Below are 3,280 nucleotides of genomic sequence, written 5' to 3' on the forward strand. Positions count from 1 at the left end.
ACTCCGTCCAAGGTTGAGTTGACCGACGAAGAGATCTTCGCGGGCCATCTCGGCGGCAAGCTCTCTGTCGAGACCACAGCTCCGCTCGACACCCAGCGAGCGCTGTCCATCGCCTACACCCCCGGTGTCGCCCAGGTGAGCCGCGCCATCCACGCCGACGAGTCGCTGGCCGACCGCTACACGTGGACCAGTCGCCTCGTGGTCGTCGTGAGCGACGGCACCGCCGTGCTCGGCCTCGGCGACATCGGCCCGCGCGCGTCGCTGCCGGTCATGGAGGGCAAGTCGGCGTTGTTCAAGAACTTCGCCGGCCTGAACTCGATCCCACTGGTGCTCGACACCACCGATCCCGACGAGATCGTCGAGACCCTCGTCCGGCTGCGCCCGAGCTTCGGCGCCGTCAACCTCGAGGACATCTCGGCCCCGCGCTGCTTCGAGATCGAGAAGCGGGTCATCGAGGCCCTCGACTGCCCCGTCATGCACGACGACCAGCACGGCACCGCGATCGTGGCGCTCGCCGCGCTCAAGGGCGCGGTCAGGGTCCAGAATCGCGACATCACCGCCCTGCGCGTGGTGATCTCGGGCGCCGGGGCGGCGGGTGTCGCCTGCGCGAACATCCTGCTCGCGGCCGGCATCGCCGATGTTACGGTGCTCGACTCCAAGGGCATCGTGTCCAGCGACCGCGGTGACCTGAACGAGATCAAGGTCGACCTCGCCGCCCGCACCAACCCGGCCGGCCGCACCGGTGGCATCGTCGAGGCGCTCGACGGCGCAGACGTGTTCCTCGGCGTGTCCGCGGGCACCGTCCCCGAGGAGATCATCGCGACGATGGCTCCCGAGGCGATCATCTTCGCGATGTCCAACCCGGACCCGGAGATCCACCCGGACATCGCCCGCAAGCACGCCGCGATCGTGGCGACCGGCCGCAGCGACTTCCCGAACCAGATCAACAACGTGCTCGCCTTCCCCGGTGTGTTCAAGGGCGCGCTCGACGCCGGCGCGCGGCGGATCACCGAGGGCATGAAGCTCGCCGCGGCCGAGGCGATCCTGTCCGTCGTCGCCGACGAGCTTGCGGTCGACAAGATCGTGCCCAGCCCGCTCGACCCGCGGGTGGCCCCCGCGGTCGCTGCGGCGGTCGCACAGGCGGCCAAGGACGAGGGCGTCGTGTAGGACGTCCGGGGCGCATCGCGTCGATCGGATCAGCAAAACGCTCGGCCGGGTCTGCCCGGCCGAGCGTTTCTGTGTCGAGGGCAGGCGCTCGTCAGCGCCGTTGCGCGAGTAGAGCCGCAGTGAACGCGTCGAGGTCGGCATTGAGGCGTCGCACTCGCTCGGAGCCGAGTTCCTCGCCCAGCCGACCGTGGAGGTCGTCCAGGATGTCGCGACCTGCGGCGGTGGCCGTTTCACCCGCTTCGGTAAGGGAATGGCCGATGATCCTCCCCCTGCCCGGGCTACGGATGATCAGACCGTCACGTTCCAGGATCGCGGCCATGCTCGTGAGGGACTGTGGCGTCTGCAGCGTCATGTTCGCCAGTGCCGCGCCCGAAACGCCTGGATGGCGCTTGATCGCCGCGAGCACCGTGAATCTCGCGATCGTGAGATCGATCGTCGCCATTTCGTCGTCGACGACACGTAGCGCGAGCTGGGAGACATGCCTGAGTCGGTGATGAAGGTTGTCGAGTCCGGTCGGATCCGGTTGCGAGAGAAGGTCGGACAGATAGTCCGCCACGGTGGCTCCTCGAGGTCGTCTAGTCCTTCGCGGGAGTCTATATCAGGTGGCTTATCAGGGACCTGATATAAAGGCTCCGGCTCAACTTCCGGTTCAGCCGACGACGGAGCGGAGGATGGATCGTTGCGGGCAGAGCAGTTGACCAGCACGGCCCGAGGCCGCATCGGCGCGGATCGCGTCGGCGACGCCGCTGGGAAGCGCTCGAGCATGACCGTGCCCGTCATCGCCTTCTCGGCACTGCTGGGCACGATGATGCAGGCCCTCGTCGTCCCGATGCTGCCGGAGCTACCCGAACTGTTGAACGCATCGTCCAGTGCGACTTCGTGGATGGTGACGGCGATGCTCCTGTCTGGAGCGATCAGCAGTGTGCTGTTCGGCAGTCTCGGTGACCTCTACGGTCAGCGGCGGATGATGGTCATCGCCATGGCCTGCATGGTTGCCGGGTCTGCGATCGGCGCATCGGCGACGACAGTCGGTCCGATGATCGTCGCCCGGGTCCTCCAGGGCGTGACGATGGCGCTGATTCCGCTGGGCATCAGCGCATTGCGCTCGTTCGTGCACGGCGACCGCGTCCTCAAATCCGTCAGCCTGGTCAGCGCGATGGTGGGTGTGGGCGGCGCACTCGGTTTCACCGTGAGCGCTGTGGCCGCCGAGTTCATCGGGCTGCGCGGGCTGTTCGGCGCCTGCGTGGTTCTCGGCCTCCTCGCCCTGGCCGGCATCATCGCCGTCGTGCCTGACACGGCCGGGCGGCCGGACGCGCGAGTCGATGTCGTGGGCGCAGTGGGGCTGAGCATCGGCGTGATCGGCCTCCTGATCGCCCTCAGCAACGGGAACTCGTGGGGATGGGGTTCCGCCGCGACGATCGGCACGCTCGCCGGATCCGCAATCGTGCTCTTGTTGTGGGGGTGGTACGAGTTGCGGATCAGTGCACCGCTCCTCGACTTGCGCACTACCGCGACCCGCCCGATTCTGTTCACGAATCTGGCCACGATCGCGGTCGGAATCGGGATGTACGTGATCCTGCTCGCGCAGCCTCAGTTGATGCAGCTACCGACCCAGACGGGGTTCGGACTGGGTAAGTCCCTCGCCTTCACGGGTCTCTGTGTCGCCCCGAGCGGCCTCGTGTCGCTGACTATGCCGGGCATCGCGGCACGGGTGTCGGAGCGGTTCGGCCCGAAGGTCACGATGGTCGTCGGCGCGATCGGGTTCGCCGCCGGGTATGTGTTTCTCGTCCCGTTCCACGGTCAGCTCTGGCAGTTGATCGCAGCGAGCATGCTCATCATGGGTAGCGTCGCGTTCTGCTTCTCCGCAGCGCCGGCTCTGATTCTCCTGCACGTCGACCGAGCCCAGTCCGGCCAGGCGAACGGAATCAACACTCTCGGACGCTCTCTGGGAACGTCGACATCGAGTGCCGTGACGACGGCCATCCTGACGACGACGCTCATCACCACCGGTTTCGGTGCCGGAGAACTCCCGAGCGAACGCGGCTTCACGACGGCGTTCGTCATCGCCGTCATCGCAGGCGTGTCGGCGGTCGCGTTCGCCGCAGCCATCCCC

Annotated in this window: 3 protein-coding genes; 2 read left to right on the forward strand and 1 reads right to left on the reverse strand. The window is 67.3% G+C overall.

The window, feature by feature from the left end:
* Nucleotides 1-1,167 (forward strand): NAD(P)-dependent malic enzyme (locus AC1DU4_RS26205; protein WP_477844884.1); only part of this gene is annotated, 1,167 nt, incomplete at its 5' end.
* A gap of 91 nt (nt 1,168-1,258) precedes the next feature.
* Here AC1DU4_RS26205 and AC1DU4_RS26210 read toward each other — a convergent pair.
* Nucleotides 1,259-1,723 (reverse strand): MarR family winged helix-turn-helix transcriptional regulator, encoded by a 465-nt coding sequence (locus AC1DU4_RS26210; RefSeq protein WP_477844886.1) that lies wholly within the window; start codon nt 1,721-1,723, stop codon nt 1,259-1,261.
* A gap of 123 nt (nt 1,724-1,846) precedes the next feature.
* Between AC1DU4_RS26210 and AC1DU4_RS26215 the strand changes: the two genes are divergently transcribed.
* A partial coding sequence (locus AC1DU4_RS26215; protein ID WP_477844888.1) for an MFS transporter occupies nt 1,847-3,280 on the forward strand: 1,434 nt, incomplete at its 3' end.

Source organism: Rhodococcus sp. P4_F5 (genome assembly GCF_056401315.1).